The 18,197-nt window shown below is 53.2% G+C and carries 14 protein-coding genes; 5 read left to right on the top strand and 9 right to left on the bottom strand.

What is annotated here, in order from left to right; all coding sequences use genetic code 11:
* Nucleotides 1-21: 21 nt before the first annotated feature.
* Genes B9Z32_RS05605 through B9Z32_RS05595 form a run of 3 tightly spaced genes read left to right on the top strand, consistent with a single transcriptional unit; the run spans nucleotide 22 to nucleotide 3,007 of the window.
* A complete protein-coding gene (locus B9Z32_RS05605) occupies nucleotides 22-981 on the top strand; it encodes a tripartite tricarboxylate transporter substrate binding protein (RefSeq protein WP_108420306.1) in 960 nt (319 codons plus the stop codon).
* The gene (locus B9Z32_RS05600; RefSeq protein WP_255416640.1) at nucleotides 978-1,487 is read left to right on the top strand and encodes a tripartite tricarboxylate transporter TctB family protein; all 510 of its coding nucleotides are present in this window, start codon (nucleotides 978-980) and stop codon (nucleotides 1,485-1,487) included. Before B9Z32_RS05605 ends, B9Z32_RS05600 begins: the two co-directional genes overlap by 4 nt.
* A 20-nt stretch (nucleotides 1,488-1,507) precedes the next feature.
* Nucleotides 1,508-3,007: a tripartite tricarboxylate transporter permease gene (locus B9Z32_RS05595; RefSeq protein ID WP_108420305.1), complete on the top strand. Its 1,500-nt coding sequence runs from the start codon at nucleotides 1,508-1,510 to the stop codon at nucleotides 3,005-3,007.
* Here B9Z32_RS05595 and B9Z32_RS05590 read toward each other — a convergent pair.
* From B9Z32_RS05590 to dcd, 4 genes are all read right to left on the bottom strand, one after another.
* Nucleotides 2,996-3,862: an alpha/beta hydrolase gene (locus B9Z32_RS05590; protein WP_108420304.1), complete on the bottom strand. Its 867-nt coding sequence runs from the start codon at nucleotides 3,860-3,862 to the stop codon at nucleotides 2,996-2,998. The two genes, B9Z32_RS05595 and B9Z32_RS05590, sit on opposite strands and share 12 nt — an antisense overlap.
* Before the next feature lie 12 nt (nucleotides 3,863-3,874).
* Nucleotides 3,875-6,070, bottom strand: a complete 2,196-nt coding sequence (locus B9Z32_RS05585; protein WP_108420303.1) for a TonB-dependent siderophore receptor — start codon at nucleotides 6,068-6,070, stop codon at nucleotides 3,875-3,877.
* A gap of 94 nt (nucleotides 6,071-6,164) precedes the next feature.
* Nucleotides 6,165-7,652, bottom strand: a complete 1,488-nt coding sequence (locus B9Z32_RS05580; protein ID WP_108420302.1) for a DEAD/DEAH box helicase — start codon at nucleotides 7,650-7,652, stop codon at nucleotides 6,165-6,167.
* A gap of 20 nt (nucleotides 7,653-7,672) precedes the next feature.
* Nucleotides 7,673-8,242 (bottom strand): dCTP deaminase, encoded by a 570-nt coding sequence (gene dcd, locus B9Z32_RS05575; RefSeq protein ID WP_055360172.1) that lies wholly within the window; start codon nucleotides 8,240-8,242, stop codon nucleotides 7,673-7,675.
* Nucleotides 8,243-8,393: 151 nt separating this feature from the next.
* Between dcd and B9Z32_RS05570 the strand changes: the two genes are divergently transcribed.
* Nucleotides 8,394-9,362, top strand: coding sequence for a tripartite tricarboxylate transporter substrate binding protein (locus B9Z32_RS05570; RefSeq protein WP_108420301.1), 969 nt, complete (start codon nucleotides 8,394-8,396; stop codon nucleotides 9,360-9,362).
* A gap of 68 nt (nucleotides 9,363-9,430) precedes the next feature.
* Here B9Z32_RS05570 and B9Z32_RS05565 read toward each other — a convergent pair whose 3' ends face one another.
* On the bottom strand, nucleotides 9,431-10,537 hold the full coding sequence (locus tag B9Z32_RS05565) for a BMP family ABC transporter substrate-binding protein (protein ID WP_108420300.1): 1,107 nt from the start codon (nucleotides 10,535-10,537) through the stop codon (nucleotides 9,431-9,433).
* Nucleotides 10,538-10,660: 123 nt separating this feature from the next.
* Between B9Z32_RS05565 and B9Z32_RS05560 the strand changes: the two genes are divergently transcribed.
* Nucleotides 10,661-13,426 carry a pitrilysin family protein gene (locus B9Z32_RS05560; RefSeq protein WP_199219950.1) on the top strand — a complete coding sequence of 922 codons (2,766 nt, stop codon included), beginning with the start codon at nucleotides 10,661-10,663 and terminating at the stop codon, nucleotides 13,424-13,426.
* 60 nt (nucleotides 13,427-13,486) lie between these two features.
* Here the strand turns inward: B9Z32_RS05560 and B9Z32_RS05555 are convergent, their stop codons facing one another.
* Genes B9Z32_RS05555 through B9Z32_RS05540 form a run of 4 tightly spaced genes read right to left on the bottom strand, consistent with a single transcriptional unit; the run spans nucleotide 13,487 to nucleotide 18,136 of the window.
* On the bottom strand, nucleotides 13,487-14,602 hold the full coding sequence (locus B9Z32_RS05555; RefSeq protein WP_108420299.1) for a BMP family ABC transporter substrate-binding protein: 1,116 nt from the start codon (nucleotides 14,600-14,602) through the stop codon (nucleotides 13,487-13,489).
* A gap of 42 nt (nucleotides 14,603-14,644) precedes the next feature.
* On the bottom strand, nucleotides 14,645-15,565 hold the full coding sequence (locus B9Z32_RS05550) for an ABC transporter permease (RefSeq protein WP_108420298.1): 921 nt from the start codon (nucleotides 15,563-15,565) through the stop codon (nucleotides 14,645-14,647).
* Nucleotides 15,565-16,629 (bottom strand): ABC transporter permease, encoded by a 1,065-nt coding sequence (locus B9Z32_RS05545; protein WP_108420297.1) that lies wholly within the window; start codon nucleotides 16,627-16,629, stop codon nucleotides 15,565-15,567. Before B9Z32_RS05545 ends, B9Z32_RS05550 begins: the two co-directional genes overlap by 1 nt.
* Nucleotides 16,616-18,136 carry an ABC transporter ATP-binding protein gene (locus B9Z32_RS05540; RefSeq protein ID WP_108420296.1) on the bottom strand — a complete coding sequence of 507 codons (1,521 nt, stop codon included), beginning with the start codon at nucleotides 18,134-18,136 and terminating at the stop codon, nucleotides 16,616-16,618. Before B9Z32_RS05540 ends, B9Z32_RS05545 begins: the two co-directional genes overlap by 14 nt.
* Nucleotides 18,137-18,197: the final 61 nt, after the last annotated feature.

Raw genomic sequence — 18,197 nt, 5'->3', positions numbered from 1 at the left:
TTTGCAAACAAAGGAGTCACTATGCGTCGCGATCAATTCATCAAATCCGTTCTAGCCTTGGCAGCAGGTTCCAGCCTGTCTTTGCCATCATTGGCAGCCGCCAACATCAAAATGATGATTCCAGCCAACCCCGGTGGCGGCTGGGACACCACAGGTCGCGCTTTGGGCAAAGCCCTGCAAGACGCTGGCGTGGCCAGCTCGGTCACTTACGAAAACAAGGGCGGCGCTGCCGGCATCATTGGTCTCGCCCAATACGCCAACGCCACCAAAGGCGATGGCAATTCTTTGATGGTCATGGGCGCTGTCATGTTGGGCGGCATTATCACTGGCAAGCCGCCTGTGAGCCTAGACAAGGTCACCCCCATTGCGCGCCTCACCAGCGAATACAACGTGTTTGTGGTGCCTGCCAATTCACCGCTCAAAACAATGAAGGACGTGGTTGAGCAATTGAAGAAAGACCCTGGTAGCGTTAAGTGGGGCGGCGGTTCACGCGGCTCTACAGAGCACATTGCAGCGGCCATGTTGGCTCGCGAAGTGGGAGTCGATGCCACCAAGGTCAACTATGTGCCATTCCGTGGTGGTGGTGAAGCTGTTGCAGCCATTTTGGGTGGTAACGTCACTGTGGGTGGCAGTGGCTACAGTGAATTCCAGCAGTACATCGAAACAGGCAAGATGCGCCCCATTGCGGTCACATCTGCAAAGCGCTTGAAGGGCATCGACATCCCGACCATGATCGAGCAAGGCTACAACATCGACATTGGCAACTGGCGCGGTGTTTACGCACCCGCTGGCCTTACAGCGGCACAACGCAAAGCACTAACCGACATGGTTTTGAAAGCCACCAAGTCCAAGTCTTGGGCTGAGTCTTTGGAAAAGAACAACTGGACACCCGCTTGGATGCCCAACCCACAGTTTGACGATTTCGTCGACCGTGAGTTTGCAAGCTTGCGTGCCACCATGGTCAAGGCGGGCATGATCTGAACACTCGGTCACCCTCCCCCACTCAAGTTGGCATCGGCCTTTGCGGCTTGGTGCTGTCTTTGCTCATGATGTGGGGCGCTACCAGTATTTCGTCTGAAGCGGGCTACGCTGGTGTTGGACCTAATTTTTTACCCTGGGTAGTGGCCATTTTTTTGGCGGCTTGCTCAGGGTACTTAATTTGGGAATCCATCACGGGTGGCTATCGCAACATGCCAGAGCCCAGCGGCGCTGAGAAAGCCGATTGGCATGCGTTTGCTTGGGTCTCGGCAGGCATCTTGGCCAATGCCGCACTGATTAATGTGGCTGGCTTTGTACTCAGTTGCGCCATCTGTTTTATTTTGGCAGTCAGAGGGCTTCGCGTGGCACAAGGCGAGCCCGCTGGCAGTCTGTCGCAAACACTCAAAGATTGTGTCTTGGGCTTTCTCATTGCCGCACCTGTGTTTTGGTTATTCACCTTGTTCTTGGCCATCAACTTGCCCAACCTCACTGGCACTCCTTGGCTTTGAGCCCAAGTTGAAAGCACCCCATGTTAGACACTTGGAACAACCTGCTCTCCGGTTTTGTAACAGCTGGAACGCCCATTAACTTACTCTGGGCCTTTGTGGGCTGTGCTTTGGGTACTGCCATTGGCGTCCTCCCCGGCTTGGGCCCCGCGGTTACGGTGGCCATGCTCTTGCCCATCACGTCGCAAGTAGAGCCAACAGCTTCCATGATTTTTTTCGCGGGCATTTACTACGGTGCCATGTATGGCGGCTCAACCACTTCCATTTTGCTCAACACGCCAGGTGAAACTGGCACCATGGTCACAGCACTCGAAGGCTTCAAGATGGCCAAGAGTGGGCGCGCAGGTTCAGCCTTGGCCACAGCCGCCATTGGCTCTTTTGTAGCCGGTACTTTGGCCACCATTTTGGTCACCTTGTTTGCTCCCGTGGTAGCTGAATTTGCAGTCAAGTTGGGCCCGCCAGAGTATTTCTGCATGATGCTGCTGGCCTTTATCACTGTCAGTGCGGTATTGGGTCAAAGCACCGTGCGGGGGCTGACGGCTTTGTTCATTGGTTTGGCCTTGGGCTTGGTTGGCATGGACCAAATTTCGGGGCAAGTTCGTTACACCGGCAACATTCCCGAGTTCATGGACGGCATTGAAACCGTGCTGATTGCCGTGGGATTGTTTGCTGTGTCAGAGGTCATGTACAACGCGCTTTATGAAGGCAAAAGCAGCGCCGACATGAACCGCCTCACCAAGGCCCAAATGACGCCATTGGAGTGGCGCAGATCTTGGCCCGCTTGGCTTCGAGGCACGGCCATTGGTTTTCCATTTGGCACCATTCCTGCCGGTGGCTCTGAGATTCCTACTTTTTTAAGTTATGCCACCGAGAAAAAACTCTCCAATCACAAAGAAGAGTTTGGCACCACAGGTGCCATTGAGGGCGTGGCCGGCCCAGAAGCTGCCAACAACGCAGCGGTAACGGCCACCTTGGTGCCCTTGCTCACGCTGGGCATTCCCACCTCTGTGACCGCCGCCATTTTGTTGTCGGCACTGCAAAACTACGGCATTCAGGCGGGGCCGCAGTTGTTTCAAAACTCGTCCACTTTGGTCTGGGCATTGATTGCCTCTCTCTACATTGGCAATGTGATGTTGTTGGTCTTGAATTTGCCGCTGGTGGGCTTGTGGGTCAAGTTGTTGAAAATTCCAAAGCCTCAGCTGTATGCAGGTATTTTGATTTTTGCAACTGTTGGTGTTTATGGCATGCGTCAAAGCAGCTTTGACTTGTTCATCATGTATGGCTTCGGTCTGCTTGGAACACTCATGCGTCGCTACGATTTTCCAGTTGCACCCGTCATTGTGGGCATGATCTTAGGGCCCTTGGCGGAAGCCCAAATGCGCAACGCTTTGTCTATTGGCGAAGGCCACTGGCGCGTGTTCTGGGATCGACCCATGTCTTTCACGCTGCTGTGCGTGGTGGCCACCTGCTTGCTGCTACCACCCATTTGGTCGGCGTGGCAGCGCCGCAAATCAAAGGTCTAACAAAGCTTTCGTCAAGGCACTCAATCGAGTGCCTTTTTTTGCAAGGTCCATCACAACACTGAAGTGATTGAGTCCCACCAAATCTTCACACACAGGCACCGTGCGAGGTCCCCAAGTTTGGTGAATCAAGCGGTTGTTGCGCAAAAATTCTGGGCTCTCATCGGCACCTGCCACGGTGTACAACACACCCTTTTTGGGCTTGGGCCAAAGTGCTGGGCTGGCCATCTGTGCGTGCTTGGCGGTGAGTTTCAAAGAGTCTTGCAAAAATGGTGTTTTGCGCAAAGGTCTGAGGTCGTACAAACCGGAAATTGACAAGGCTTTTTGAATCCAATGCGCAGGAATTTGGGGGTCGACACGCTGCCAATCACAGGCCAACAACATGGCGGCCAAGTGCCCACCTGCTGAATGTCCCGCAACCGTCACGTTGTGGGGGTTACCGCCGTGTTCGACAATGTGGCGCCATGTCCAGGCCATGGCCTTGACCATTTGCAGCGCAATATCGGGAATGGTCACAGGTGCTTGCGGCGTGCCTGGGCACAGTGCGTAATTGACCACCACCACACAAGCCCCCATGTCGTGCAAAGGGGGCGCTACAAAAGAGTGGTCTGCTTTGTCAAGGCTGCGCCAATAGCCACCGTGGATAAACACAAGCACAGGCGCATTGGGCCGACTTGCAGGGAAAATGTCCAAGCTTTCATTGGGGCCCGTGCCATAGGCAATGTTGAGTTGACACTTGTGGGAAGCGCGAGCTTGAGCAGAGCTTTCAGCCCACAAGGCAAAGTGTTCGGCATGATCGGGCACCAAGGCGCGGTTGTTGTACATGCTGTCGTACCAAGCGGCTGTTTTTGCACTCATGACCCGTCCTCCTTAAATTTTCATTTCTAAACGCAGTTGAACGTTTTGCCAATTGCGTGTTTGGGTGTTGGCGATTTCTGAAAAACCACTGCCAATAAAGCTTGTACCAGTGAGGTAGTCGCGTGGTGTGAGGTTGCTAATGGTCATGCGCACTGACGTGCTGGGTGAGTATCGCCACAAGCCATAGATGTCTACCACGCGCTTGGATCCTTGGTAAACCCACTGCTGCTCCGTGCGTCGGGTGATGTAATCTGGATTGATGTTGATGTTGCCACCCACGGTCAGGGGAAACGCACGGACTCGGTAGTCGGCACCCAAGTTGGCGGTCATGCTGGGCTGCTGGTCCAAGCGGTTGTTGGGGCCCATGACATCCAGCACCCTAGAGCCAAAAAAGCTCAGGTTGCTGCGCACATCTACAGCTGGTGCTGCAGCCCAGACCTGATTGAGTCTGAATTTGGCTTCCAACTCCAAACCCTGCGTGATGGCATCACCCACATTTTGAGGGCTTGAAACAAAGCGCCTTTGGCCAGGAGCCCAAACGGTGTCGTAGCGCTCAATGGTGACATAGCGAATCAAATCGCTGATGTTGCGGCGAAATAAATTGGCACTCAGCACCCCACCCTCAGACAAATAACGTTCAACGGCAATGTCAATGCCGGTGGCCAATTCAGGCTTTAGGCCAGGGTTGCCAATGCGATCAGGGCGTGTGGGGCTGTTGGCTTCACGCGAGAGGGCTGTGCGCGCCACCAAATTCAACAAGGTGGGCGTTTTGTAACTGCGCGTCAAGCTCATCCTAACCTGATCACGGCTGTCTGGCAGGGGTTTCCAAACCGCGTGCATGAGTGGGGTTAAGACACCACTTTGATTGCGCTTTTCTCCATCTTGCGTAACCCCCTCAGTGAGAATACTCTCGTAGCGAATACCCGCGTGTGCACGCCACTTGGGATTGACGGTCCACTCGTCTTGGGTATAGACAGCCCAACGTTGAGTTCTTGCTCGGAAGTTGCCAGCGTCGTCAGATACTTCGGCAACAGCCTCTTCCATTCGACGCACGCCTTCCAATTCAACGCCACTGACCAACTGATGCCCATTGCGCAAAACTTGGGTGAGTTTGGCGTTCCAATTTTGGGACAGGTCCTTGAAACTTTGCGACTCTTGCATGGTGTTGAACAAACCTGTGGTGCCTTGAGCCACTTGGTTGAACCGGCTATTGAAATTGGACTCTCCCAAGCCGAACCTAAACTCAAATCGACTGTCGGCTGAGAACCTCTGATTCCATTGGCCATTCAACCTTGTCATGGCAAAGCGGGTGGTGTTGCTGGTAGTGGCGCTGTCAAAGGCATCGGGCTGGCTGATGCCGTTCAAAGACAGCTTCTCTGAAAGATTGGTATTGCCCAAGCTACTGAATTCGGAATAGACCATGAAGGGCATCAACACCAGCGTCCTGCCTTCTTGACCTCGCCACATGAGCCGCGCGTTGGCGTTGAGGCCTTGACGATGTCCCACGCTGAAACTCTGACGTTCGCGCTGCGAAGATACTGCAGGCAGCCGACCCATGGCCTCCACCTCAGAATCTGTGTCGGTGAAGGACTCTTCTGATCGCCAGGAGTTCATGGCGGAAACTGTCAAATTGCCATTCAAAGCATCCGACTTGATGTTGTGAGTCCAATTCACGCTATCAGAACGGTAGCCATTTTCAAAAGATGTACCAAGCTTTAAATCATCGGGATTGGTTTTCACGCCTTCCCGCAAAATGATGTTGATGGTTCCGGCTATGGCCCGAGCGCCCGTCTCGGCGGTAGGGGCCCGCATGATTTCGACTTTTTCAACCATCTCTGGCGTGAGAGATTCAATTGAAAATCCTGGGGGTACGCGTTGGCCATCCAACAAAATTTGGGTATAGCCCCCACCCAACCCGCGCATGCGAATACCGCCCCCTCTCCCGGGTGCACCCTGAACGGTGACGCCTGGCAGACGCTTGAGCACCTCGCCCAAAGTACTGTCGCCTTGTTTGTCCAATTCTTCACGGCCAATCACAATTTTGGCTGCCGTGGATTGTCTGCGTTCTTCGGTGACGTTGTTTCGGTTGGTCTTGATTTCAACCCGGCCCATGTCTTGGGCAGGCTGACTGGGCGCAGCGGTTTGCGCCGAAGCCAAACTGGAGAAAAAAGAAAAAATTGCCAGCGTGGCAGGAGATTTGATTTTCATAATCCCTATTTTGACAGGGAAATGCTTTCGCAATGTGCTTGGTTCAAACACCAGCGACGAGAGATCAGCCTACTTTTAGACGGATTGATGGGCTTTATTCGCCAGCTTTGAACAAAGCAGCCACTTTTCGCTTGGGCTTGATGTTGGCAGACAAACCAGGCCGGCTTGCAACAGTCTTGGCACTGGCCTCCCAAGAAGCGGCACTGGCTTGCTCAGCCGTAGGCGCTTCGTAGGGCTTTTCAAAGAAGGGATCTCTTGATACTTGAGCAGGCCTGAAACTGCTACGGCGATCGCGGGACTCTTCGTTATCGCGCTGTCTATCAAAGCCACGGTCAGAGCCGCGATCGAAACCACGTTCAGGGCGACGCTCTTCACGACGATCGTGGCTTCGGTCTTCCCGCCTGTCATCTAGGCGGCCGTCATTGCCGCGTGACCGGTCATCTTCCAGAGGATAGTTTTCAACCTCAAGCTTGGTTTTGATGAGCTTTTCAATATCGGACATCAGGCGCGTGTCGGACGGCGAGACCAGCGTGACGGCCAGGCCAGAAGCGCCAGCGCGTCCTGTGCGGCCAATGCGGTGGACATAATCTTCGGCGTTGAAGGGCACATCAAAATTGAATACCGCGGGCACATCTTTGATATCAAGACCCCGAGCGGCAACATCGGTACAGACCAACAAATCGACCTCGCCTTGTTTGAAGGCTTCGAGCGCCTTCAAGCGTTCGTCTTGAGTTTTGTCGCCATGCAGTGCAGCAGTTTTGAGGCCTTCGCGCTCAAGAGACCGCGCCAAACGTCCACAACCGAGCTTGCTGTTCACAAAGATAAACGCTTGCTTGATACCGCGCTCATTGAGCACGGCTTTGACCACGCGGCGTTTGTCGTCGTCTTGGGCCGCATAAAAACGCTGCTCAACGGTAGAAGCCGTTTGATTGGGGCGAGCTACCTCAATGGTGATGGGGTCTTGCAAGTAGCTGCCCGCCAAGCGCTTAATTTCGGGCGAGAACGTGGCCGAGAACAAGAGGGTGGTGCGCTGCTTGGGCAAGAAACTCAAAATGCGTTGCAGGTCGGGCAAAAAGCCAATGTCGAGCATGCGATCGGCTTCATCGAGCACCACATACTCAACTTGATTGAGCACGGCGTTTTTGGCTTCAATGTGATCCAGCAAGCGCCCCGGCGTGGCCACCAAAATTTCAACGCCTTTTTTGAGCTCAAGGGTTTGCGGCTTCATGTCCATGCCGCCAAACACCACCGCACTGCGCATTTGGGTGTACTTGGCGTACAACTTGATTTGCTGCGCCACTTGGTCGGCCAATTCGCGGGTGGGCAAAAGCACCAAAGCACGAACGGGGTGACGTGCTGGCGAAGTGGAGGTGTTTTCGTGCTTGAGTAAGCGCTGCAGCAAGGGCAGCGAAAAGGCTGCCGTTTTGCCAGTCCCTGTTTGGGCGGCGCCCATGACGTCTTTACCCGTCAAAACCACAGGAATGGCCTGGGCTTGAATGGGGGTCATGGATTCGTAGCCCATTTCGGCTACGGCTCGTGCCAGCGGTTCAGCCAGCGATAGATTTGAAAAAGAGGCGGTCATTAACCCGCTATTGTCGCACTTTAAGTCTTGGGCAAGGTCACGCCCACTTGCCCCTGGTATTTTCCGCCCCGATCCTTGTAGCTGGTCTCGCAAACCTCGTCGCTTTCAAAGAACAAGACCTGGGCACAGCCCTCCCCTGCATAAATCTTGGCTGGCAAGGGGGTGGTGTTGCTAAATTCAAGGGTCACATAGCCTTCCCATTCGGGCTCGAAAGGGGTGACGTTGACAATGATGCCGCAGCGCGCATAGGTGCTTTTGCCCAGACAAATGGTGAGGACATTGCGGGGAATTCTGAAATATTCCATGGTGCGCGCCAACGCGAAGCTGTTGGGGGGAATGACACACACATCGGAGTGGATATCGACAAAGCTCTTTTCGTCGAAGTTTTTAGGGTCGACCACGGTGCTGTAAATGTTGGTGAACACCTTGAATTCGGGGGCGCATCGAATGTCGTAGCCATAGCTGGATGTGCCATAGCTGACAATTTTTTCGCCCGCAGCGTTTTTTCGAACTTGTCCAGGCTCAAAGGGCTCGATCATGCCGTGCTCTTCGGCCATGCGGCGGATCCATTTGTCGCTTTTGATGCTCATCGCTCAGTCTTTCCAATGGTCATTGAATTCGAAGCCTCATTGTAAAGTGCTTGAGAGCGTCAAAATCAAGGGATTTACAGCTTCGTTCAAAGCAATCCAAAACGAGCTGGGCTAAACTTTCTTCTAAATTTCAGCTTCAACGAGACAAGACATGAAAAGACGCACCCTCCTCCAAGCCAGCCCTTTGTTGCTCGGCTTAGGCAACGCCCAAGCACAGGCCGCCTTTCCCAACAAAACCATTCGATACATCGTACCCGTGGCCGCCGGTGGAGGCTCCGACATGGTGGGGCGCGCACTGTGTGAGCGTTGGGCCAAGGTCTTGGGACAATCTGTGGTGGTCGACAACATTGGTGGCGGTGGCGGTGTCATTGCCTCTCAAAACACAGCTCGGGCACCCGCCGACGGCTACACCCTCATGCAAGGCTACGTGGCAACGCACGGCACGGCACCTGCAACGCGCAAGTTGCCCTACGACGCTGAAAAAGACTTCACCCCGATTGGCATGATTGGCAGCACGCCGAATGTACTGTGCATCAACACCAGCTTGCCGCCTCAAAACTTCAATGCCTTCCTAGATTATGTGAAGCAAAACCCTGGCCGCTTGTCTTACGGCTCTGCGGGTGCAGGCTCTTTGACACACCTGGCAGCTGAGCTTTTCAAACTGCAAACCAACAGCTTCATGGTGCATATTCCCTATCGAGGAATTGCCCCTGCCATCACCGACCTGATTGGTGGCCAAACGCAATTGATGTTCCCAGGCTTGGCGGCGGCTTTGCCACACATCCGAAGCGGCAGAATTCGGGCTTTGGCCGTCACAGGCACCAAGCGGCATCCGCAAGTGAAAGACATTCCCACTTTGGAAGAAATGGGTCTCAAAGGCTTCGATGCGCAACAATGGTACGGCGTGGTTGGACCTGCCAACATGCCGGCCCCCATTGTCAAAGTGCTCAATGATGCATTGCTGACCGTTTTGGCTCAGCCTGATTTCAAAGAAAAGCTCAGCTCAGAAGCCGTTGAGCTCATGCCCATGAGGCCCGCTGAATTTGCGGCCTACATGAAGGCTGACCTTGCCCGCTGGACCCAGCTGGCCAAGACTCGCAACATTCAACTTGATAGCTAAACGGCTACAACACCCAACAAAAAAGCCTGCGCTATACGCAGGCTTTTTTTTCTGAGAAAGCTGAACTGTCAAGGGGCGATTTTGCCCACCAAGCCAGACACACCGTAGTTCATGTTCAGAATTTCGACATCGCTTAGTTTCTGGCCAGCAGCCACCAAGACCTTGCCGTCTTGATCAGAAAAAGGCCCTTGAAAAGGATGCCGCTTGCCAGAGACAATGTCCTTTTGAATTTGCACAATTTCATCACGTACTTTGGCTGGCAACTTGGGGCCAAAATCGCCGACGCGCACCATGCCCTCTTTCAATCCACCCCATACTTGGCCGGTCTGCCATTGGCCTTTTTGCACATCGGTCACGCGCTGCGCGTAGTAGCGGCCCCACTCGTGTGTGACGGCCATCAACTGTGCATCTGGCGCCACTTTGCGCATGTCAGAATGGTAGGCAATGGCCAACTTGCCGCGCTCTTGCGCCGCCACCATGACTGCGTTGGAAGCTGTGTGAAAGCTGATGACATCGACGGCCTGATTGAACAATGCAAATGCCGCATCGCGTTCTTTGGCAGGATCAAACCAAGAGTTCAACCAAACCACCTTGACTTGTGCTTGAGGATTCACAGAGCGCATGCCCAGCGTGAAGGCATTGAGGCCCTGCAAAACTTCGGGAATGGGAAAGCCAGCCACATAACCAGCCACATTCGATTTTGTCATGCGGCCTGCCGCTACCCCGGCCAAATAGCGGCCCTCGTAATAGCGCGCATTGGCCACCGCTACATTGGTGCTGGTTTTGTAGCCAGTAATGGATTCAAATTTCACATTTGGAAACTCTTTGGCCACTTTGAGCGTAGGCTCCATGTAGCCAAAGCTAGTGGTGAAAATGATGTTGTGGCCTTGTTGGGCCAAGTCGCGAACCACACGCTCCGCGTCGGCACCTTCGGCAACGTTCTCCACAATGGTGGTTTTCACACCAGCACCCAGTGATTTTTCAACCGCCTTGCGGCCTTGATCGTGTTGGTGGGTCCACCCTGCGTCAAACACAGGTGTGACATACACAAAAGCTGCTTTGACAGGACCCGTCAACCCGCTAGAGGGCGCTGACTTGGATGGCTCTGCGACAGAGTTTGAAAGGGATAAGAAAAAGCAAGCGGCCGTGGTCACGGCTGCGAGGTTTTTATACATGGTAGTCCTCTACATGACGCCGGTTGAACAAATAAAATACCCGCCGGCGCGCGAATATTTGAACAATATTCTAAAGCAAGGTGTATAAAGTTGGATTGCTCACTTCTTTCCAAACGATTCACCATGCGCATTCGCCTGCTTCAACTGACCCTCCTATCAGCTACTTTGTTAAGCCCCTGCTGGGCTGTGGCACAAACACAGCCTGCCCCGTCTGCCAATGCGGCTTCAGCCACAGGCATGCTCAAAGCCATTGCTCAGGTTGAAGGCATTACTGAATACCGCCTCCCAAATGGCCTTCGCGTTTTGCTGGCTCCCGATGCATCCAAGCCCACAACCACCGTCAACATCACTTACTTGGTGGGCAGCCGTCATGAAAACTATGGCGAAACAGGCATGGCCCACTTGCTCGAGCACTTGGTCTTCAAAGGTACCCCCACTCGCGGCAACATCATGCAAGAGTTGGGCAAACGCGGTATGGACTTCAACGGGACAACTTTTTATGACCGCACCAATTACTTTCAAACATTTCCAGCCAACCCAGACAATTTGAAATGGGCCATCGAGATGGAAGCCGATCGAATGATCAGCAGCTTCATTGCCAAGAAAGATCTCGACACTGAGTTTTCTGTGGTGCGCAACGAAATGGAAAGTGGCGAAAACAATCCCCACATGACGCTGTGGCAACGCATGACAGCCGCGGCCTTCGACTGGCACAACTACGGCAAAACCACCATTGGCGCGCGCACCGATGTGGAGAACGTGAAAATTGAAAACTTGCAAAATTTCTATCGCAAGTATTACCAGCCAGACAACGCAGTCTTGTTGGTGGCAGGTAAATTTGATGTTGCGGCAACCTTGAATTTAATTCAACAAGTGTTTGGCGCCATTCCCAAACCCAATCGCACACTCAGCCCCACCTACACCCAAGACCCCGCGCAAGACGGCAGCAGAGAAGTCAATGTTCGCCGCATTGGCGACATACAGCTCACAGCTGTTCTGTATCACACTGCCCCTGGCAGCCACAAAGATGCCGCGGCCATGGCCGCATTGAGTGAGGTTTTGGCAAGCACGCCCAACGGCCGTCTGCATCAAAGCTTGATCGAGAAAAAGTTGGCGGTGAATGTCAACCCCTGGAATTTTGACCTGGCAGAGCGTGGCTACGTGGTTTTCATGGCTGAGTTGAACAAAACTCAAAGCTTGCAAGAAGCTCGAAAAGTTTTGCTAGCAGAACTTGAAGGTCTTCAGCAAAAGCCTGTCACTGAGGCCGAACTCAAACGAGCCAAAGCCAGTTTGCTAAGTGAGATCGACAAGACCATCAACGACCCCCAAAGGTTGGCAGTTCAACTTTCAGAATCTATTGCCAATGGCGATTGGCGGCTATTCTTTTTACACCGCGATCGAATTGAAGCCCTCACCCTTGCCGACCTACAAGCCGCTGCCACCAACTATTTCAAAGAAAGCAATCGCACACTGGGCCAGTTCATTCCAACCACGACCCCCGACCGTGCGAAGTTTCCAGAGCCTGTGGATGTCGACAAACTGGTTGCCAATTACAAGGGCAAAGCAGCTGCCACGGAAGGCGAGGTGTTTGACATCAGCTTGGCCAACATTGAGAAGCGCACACAGCGTCTGACGCTTGTCAGTGGCATGAAGCTCATTTTGACGCCCAAGAAAACTCGAGGCGAAACAGTGAGCGGCATACTGACCCTGCGATTTGGCGATCAAACTTCTTTGTTCAATCAAGCCAGCACAGCCATCGTGACCGCCAATTTGCTTTCACGTGGCGCAGGCGATTTACAACGCGCTCAAATTTCAGCCAAACTGGACGAATTGAAAACACAGCTCGAAGTGAGTGGCAGCGGTCAAACCGTCACGGTTCGTTTTGATTCTTTGCGAAAAAACGTGCCTGAGGTTCTCAATCTCATTCGCGACATTTTGCGCAAGCCTCAACTCAGCCAAAAGGAATTTGATTTGCTAATTCAAGAAAGCATTGCAGGCCTTGAAAGTCAACGCAGCGAACCCAATGCCATGGGCTCTTTGGCCATGGCTTTGGCACTCGATACTTACCCCAAAGGCGACGTTCGCGCTACTCGTACCCTCGATGAATCTATCGCCGCATTGAAAGCTCTGAAGTTAGACCAAGTGAAACAATTTCACAGCGGCTTCTATGGTGTGAGCAACAGTGAGTTTGCCTTGGTAGGCGACTTCGACAGCGCGGCTTCGCAAGCGCAAATTGGCCAACTGTTCAACGATTGGAAGAGTCCCAAGCCATATGCTCGACTCAAAGCAGACCCCAAAAACCCCAAAGCTTCTGTCATTCAACTTGAAGCACCCGACAAGTCCAATGCCTTCTTTGTGGCGGGCTTGCCCGTACCACTTCAAGACACAAATCCAGAATTTGTGCCCTTGCAATTGGCCAACCGTGTTTTAGGCGGTGGCGTCAAGTCCAGATTGTTTGATCGTTTGCGTCAAAAAGATGGCTTGAGCTATGGCGCTGGCAGTCAACTCAGTGCCAGTGCTTTTGAAGCTTCGGGCATGTGGGCCATGTACGCCATTTATGCACCGCAAAATTTAGACAAGCTCAAAACTGCTGTGAGTGAAGAGATGGCCAAGTTTGTCAAAGACGGCATCACGGCTGAAGAGCTGGCTGACGCCAAACGTGGATGGCAAGAAGAGCGCAAAATTAGCCGCGCACAAGACCGTGCTTTGGCCGCGGGCCATGTGGCACAAACATCTGCCAATCGCACCCTGGCTTTTGTTGAAAAAGTCGATGCCCAAATTGACACCGTGACACTGGCGGAAGTGAATGCCGCCATTCGCAAATTCTTCAACCCCGCACAATTTCTCAATGTGTATGCGGGTGATTTTGCAGCAAAGAATAAAAAGTAAGCATGAAAAAAGCCGCGCTTCAAAAGAAGCGCGGCTTTTCAAACTGAAAATCAAGTTTGATCAGTTAGGCACTTTGCCTTCCACGCCTTTGACGTAGAACTTGATACCGCTCAAGAACTTGTCGTCAGCGACAACATCCTTGGCCAGTACTTCTTTGCCGTCTTGTCCCACGATAGGACCTTTCCAGATATTGAAGCTACCGTCTTTCAAGCCAGCCTTGATTTCGTCAACGCGCTTCTTGATGTCGTCAGGCACATCGGTTGCTACGTTCACCATGTCGATGGCGCCTTCTTTCACGCCCCACCAGCTTTGACTTGTAGACCATTTGCCATCGAGGGCTTCACCCACCGACTTGATGTAGTAAGGTGCCCAGTTGATGATGGCAGAGCCTAAGTGAGCCTTAGGACCGTAGGCTGTCATGTCAGAGTCCCAACCGAAAGCGCGCTTGCCCATTTTTTCAGCCGTTTGCAACACAGCGGAAGAGTCGGTGTTTTGCATCAGTACGTCAGCACCACCATTGATCAGGGCTGTGGCTGCTTCTGATTCCTTCGGTGGGTTGAACCATTCATTGATCCAAACCACTTTGGTCTTCACTTTGGGGTTGACAGACTGCGCACCCATTGTGAAGGTGTTGATGTTGCGAATGACTTCAGGAATTGGAATAGAAGCCACCACACCCAAGGTGTTGGACTTGGTCATCTTGCCTGCAATCACGCCTGCCATGTACGCACCTTCGTAAGTGCGGCTGTCGTATGTGCGCATGTTGTCGGCTGTTTTGTAACCGGTAGCATGTTCAAACTTGATTTCTTTGTTGTCTGCAGCAACCTTCAACATGGGATCCATGTAGCCAAAGGTGGTGCCGAAGATCACTTTGTTGCCTTGGCTGGCCAAGTCGCGGAAGACGCGCTCTGCATCAGCACTTTCTGGCACTTTTTCAACAAAGGTGGTTACGATCTTGTCGCCAAACTGTTTTTCCAGTTCTTTGCGAGCGTTGTCGTGAGCGAATGTCCAACCGCCATCGCCCACAGGGCCGACGTAGGCAAATGCCACTTTGAGAGGCTCAGCCTTGGCAGCAGGCTTGGCTTCTTCTTTTTTACCGCAAGCCACTAGGGTGGCAGCAGCAACGACGGAGATTGCAGCGATTTTGAGAATCGATCGCTTGTTCAAAACGGTCATGAAATTTCCTTTATGGATGAACAGGGGTGGACGAAAAAAACATTATGAACTGGGTTGAAAGGGTTTGCCTAAAGAGGCCGGCATATTGACCCGAATCCAAGCCGGATTTCGAGAGATCAAGGCCAACACCACAATGGTCGCAAGGTATGGCAGCGCAGACAGCCACTGACTGGGCACTTGCACACCCAAACCTTGCAAATGAAACTGAATCATGGTGACCCCTCCAAACAAGTACGCGCCAAGCAAAATTCGCGCCGGCCGCCAAGTGGCGAAGGTGGTTAAAGCCAACGCAATCCAGCCCTTCCCTGCCACCATGCCTTCCACCCAAAGGGGCGTATAGACCACAGAAATGTAGGCGCCCGCCAGACCGCACAAAGCACCGCCCACGATCACAGCAAAAAATCGAATTCTTCGGACTGGATAACCAAGCGCATGCGCCGATTCGGGTGACTCACCCACCGACCGAAGCACCAAACCTGTGCGGGTTTTGTAAAAAAACCAAATGAGTGCCAAAACAAATGCAATCACGCCGTACACCAAGGGGTGCTGTTTGAAAAAGGCGGAACCCACCAGCGGAATGTCTGCCAAAAAAGGAATTTCAAACTTTGGTCGAGGTGGGAGTTTTTCTTGCACATAGGAAATACCCACAAATGCTGAAAAGCCAACCCCAAACAAACTCAAGGCCAAACCAGTGGCATATTGGTTGGTGCTGAGGTAGATGACCATGACACCAAATATGGCACCCAACAAAGCGCCAGCTCCCATGCCTGCCAAAAACCCCATCAGGTCACTGCCGGTGTGCACCACCGCGGCAAAACCCGCAATGGCTGCGCACAACATCATGCCCTCAGCGCCTAAGTTCACCACCCCCGCTTTTTCATTGATGAGCAAGCCCAAGGCGGCAATGGCCAGCACTGTGCCTGCATTCAAAGTGGCTGCGATCAACAAGGCATACGTTTCCATCAGACCCTCCCACTCTGCCAACGCAAGCGGTATGCCACCAAGGTATCGCATGCCAACAAGCTGAACAGCAACAAGCCCTGAAACACGCCGGTGATCGACTTGGGCAGACCCATGCGAGATTGGGCCAGTTCACCGCCAATGTAGAACATGCTCATGAGGACTGCAGAAAAAATAATGCCCACCGGGTGCAAGCGGCCCACAAAGGCCACGATGATGGCCGCAAAGCCGTAGCCAGAAGGAATGTAAGGGGTCAATTGCCCAATGGGCCCAGCCACCTCCAGAGCACCGGCAAGGCCAGCCGCCCCGCCCGATGTCAGCAAGGCTAACCACAAGGCTTTGCGCGAAGAAAAACCAGCATAGCGTGCCGCAGATGGCGCCAACCCACCAACCTGCTGAGCAAAGCCAGAACGGGTTCTGAATAAAAAGACCCAAACCGCGGCAACCCCCACCAAAGCCAATAAAAGCCCGACGGAGACGCGCGAGCCGCTCATCAGGCGAGGGATTTGGGTGACTGATTCAAAAGTTTTAGATTGAGGAAAGTTGTAGCCAGCAGGATCTTTCCAGGGGCCATACACCAAATAACCCAGCACCATGTCAGCCACATAGACCAACATCAAGCTGACCAAAATTTCGTTGGCGTGAAATTTATCGCGCAACCAAGCAGTGATGGCGGCCCAAAACATGCCACCAGCGACGCCCGCCAAAACCACCGCCACCACAATCCATCGGCCGGTTTCTTTGTCGGCCAGCAAAGCCACGCCACCGGCCGCCACAGCGCCAATGACAAACTGCCCTTCGGCACCAATGTTCCAGACATTGGAACGAAAACAAACCGCCAAACCCAGCGCAATGATCAGGAGGGGGGTGGCCTTCACCATGAGCTCGCCCAAGGCATAGGTCGACTTCAAAGGCTCCCAAAAAAACATTTGGAGTCCGCGCACAGGATCTTTGCCCAGCAACACAAACAAGCCAATGCCCAAGGCCACCGTGATGAGCAAGGCCAACACGGGGGATGCATAACGCCAGTAAGCAGAGGCTTGGGGCCGCAGTTCAAGCTTCAGCACGGGCCTCCCACAGACCGCTCATCCACTCACCAATTTGAGCCACAGTGGCATCTTTGCGCTGAATAGAAGGTGAGAGTTTGCCGTTGGCCATGACATACAAGCGATCGGAAATTTCAAACAACTCGTCAAGCTCTTCGCTGACCACCAGCACCGCACAACCCGCGTCTCGCAAGGCCAAAATCTCGCCACGAATTTGGGCCGCAGCGCCCACGTCGACACCCCAGGTGGGCTGCGACACCAACAACACTTTGGGCTTGGCTTCAATCTCCCGACCGACAATGAATTTTTGCAAGTTGCCACCCGACAAAGATTGCGCGGGCGCTTGGGCGCCATTGGCCTTGACGTTAAATTGTTGAATGATTTTTTCGGTTTGCGTTTGAAGCATCCGGGTGTCAATCCAGCCACTGGCAGATATCGCTTCATTGCGTGTGAGCAGCATGTTGTGCGACAAGCTAAGCGAGGGCACAGCGCCTCGCCCCAAACGCTCTTCTGGCACAAAATGCAAACCCGCTTGGCGCCGCTGTGTAGGCCCCACTTGACCCACCGATTGCCCATCCAACTGCACGGCGTTGGCTTCAGCGCGAGCATCTTCACCCGACAATGCATAGAGAAGTTCGCGTTGGCCATTGCCAGAAACGCCAGCAATGCCCACCACCTCACCTGCGCGAACTTGCAAATTGATGTTGACCAAGTTAACACCAAATTGATCTTCTTTGTCCAAGGACAAATGGCGCGCTTCAAACAAGACCGCGCCCGGCGTGCGTTGTTGGTGTTGCAAGGCCGGCGGTTCTGCACCAATCATCATGCGACTGAGCGACGCATTGGATTCTTCTCTGGGATCACAAACACCCGTAACTTCACCACCGCGAAGCACGGTGCAGGCCGAACACAGTTCGCGAATTTCATGAAGCTTGTGACTGATGTAGAGCAAGCTGCAGCCTTGGCTCACCAGTTTTTTCAAAACCACAAACAACTTGTCAACCGCTTGCGGGGTAAGCACCGAAGTGGGCTCATCCAAAATGAGCAATTGCGGCTCTGTGAGCAAGGCCCGAATAATTTCGACACGCTGCATTTCACCCACACTCAAGGTGTGAACAGGCCTAGAAGGATCAATGTCCAAACCGTACTCTGCAGCTTTGGCAGTAATTCGGGCCGTTACTTGAGACAAGCTCAAAGAGGGATCTAGGCCCAACCACACGTTTTCAGCCACACTGAGCGTGTCAAACAAACTGAAGTGTTGGAACACCATGCTGATGCCCAAAGCACGGGCTTGTTGGGGGTTGCGAATTTGAACGCTTTGGCCCTTGTATTGAATGCTGCCCTCATCTGGCTTGACCGAGCCATAAATGATTTTCATGAGGGTGGATTTGCCGGCACCGTTTTCACCCAACACAGCATGCGCTTCACCAGGCTTGACAGACAAAGAAACCGCGCGATTGGCCACAACACCAGGATAGCGCTTGGTGATGTTGGAAAGTGAGAGGCGCAATGGCTCGCTGGACTGCATGGATTTCTCAAAGTTCGGCAAATTCTAGCGAGCTTTGAAAGGCCTTTTCGTCCTAGCCTAG

Source organism: Limnohabitans sp. MMS-10A-178, from assembly GCF_003063375.1.
GTDB lineage: Bacteria > Pseudomonadota > Gammaproteobacteria > Burkholderiales > Burkholderiaceae_C > Limnohabitans_A.
This window is presented reverse-complemented; position numbering and strand designations above follow the sequence as displayed.

What these genes read in the sequence shown, in the direction of transcription:
- B9Z32_RS05550 (WP_108420298.1), bottom strand. Translation starts at nt 15,565, where the DNA reads ATGGAAACGTATGCCTTGTTGATCGCAGCCACTTTGAATGCAGGCACA.
- B9Z32_RS05590 (WP_108420304.1), bottom strand. Translation starts at nt 3,862, where the DNA reads ATGAGTGCAAAAACAGCCGCTTGGTACGACAGCATGTACAACAACCGC.
- B9Z32_RS05570 (WP_108420301.1), top strand. Translation starts at nt 8,394, where the DNA reads ATGAAAAGACGCACCCTCCTCCAAGCCAGCCCTTTGTTGCTCGGCTTA.
- B9Z32_RS05555 (WP_108420299.1), bottom strand. Translation starts at nt 14,602, where the DNA reads ATGACCGTTTTGAACAAGCGATCGATTCTCAAAATCGCTGCAATCTCC.
- B9Z32_RS05595 (WP_108420305.1), top strand. Translation starts at nt 1,508, where the DNA reads ATGTTAGACACTTGGAACAACCTGCTCTCCGGTTTTGTAACAGCTGGA.
- B9Z32_RS05565 (WP_108420300.1), bottom strand. Translation starts at nt 10,537, where the DNA reads ATGTATAAAAACCTCGCAGCCGTGACCACGGCCGCTTGCTTTTTCTTA.
- B9Z32_RS05605 (WP_108420306.1), top strand. Translation starts at nt 22, where the DNA reads ATGCGTCGCGATCAATTCATCAAATCCGTTCTAGCCTTGGCAGCAGGT.
- dcd (WP_055360172.1), bottom strand. Translation starts at nt 8,242, where the DNA reads ATGAGCATCAAAAGCGACAAATGGATCCGCCGCATGGCCGAAGAGCAC.
- B9Z32_RS05580 (WP_108420302.1), bottom strand. Translation starts at nt 7,652, where the DNA reads ATGACCGCCTCTTTTTCAAATCTATCGCTGGCTGAACCGCTGGCACGA.
- B9Z32_RS05560 (WP_199219950.1), top strand. Translation starts at nt 10,661, where the DNA reads ATGCGCATTCGCCTGCTTCAACTGACCCTCCTATCAGCTACTTTGTTA.
- B9Z32_RS05585 (WP_108420303.1), bottom strand. Translation starts at nt 6,070, where the DNA reads ATGAAAATCAAATCTCCTGCCACGCTGGCAATTTTTTCTTTTTTCTCC.
- B9Z32_RS05540 (WP_108420296.1), bottom strand. Translation starts at nt 18,136, where the DNA reads ATGCAGTCCAGCGAGCCATTGCGCCTCTCACTTTCCAACATCACCAAG.